At 67.4% G+C, this 285-nt stretch carries 1 pseudogene; it reads right to left on the bottom strand.

Annotation, left to right across the window (positions count from 1 at the left end):
- Positions 1–285: pseudogene (locus tag SB658_RS23245) on the bottom strand (substrate-binding domain-containing protein); the annotation flags it as partial.

Here is a 285-nt window from a genome sequence, read left to right as displayed (position 1 = left end):
CGAGCTCAGCGCGACATACGCCGGGACCTCCTCGCCGAGAATGCTGAGGGCTCCGAGGCGCGCCTCGGTCACCCCCTGGTCATACGGCAGTTGCGCACCGAGGCCGACGACCATCTCGTCCTCGGCGAGCGCGATTGCGACGTTGGTGCCCAAGTCTTCGGTCGCGAGCTTGATGTCGGTGCGGCCAGTCTCTCGGGCGGCGGCCATCACGCCTTCTGCCGGGACATCCCAGACAGCCCAGATGGCCTCGAGGTCGGGCTCGCTGGTGAGCATCGCATTAGCAAC

The sequence above is a fragment of the Bacillus sp. SIMBA_008 genome, from assembly GCF_046535495.1.
Lineage (GTDB): Bacteria > Bacillota > Bacilli > Bacillales > Bacillaceae > Bacillus > Bacillus subtilis.
This window is presented reverse-complemented; position numbering and strand designations above follow the sequence as displayed.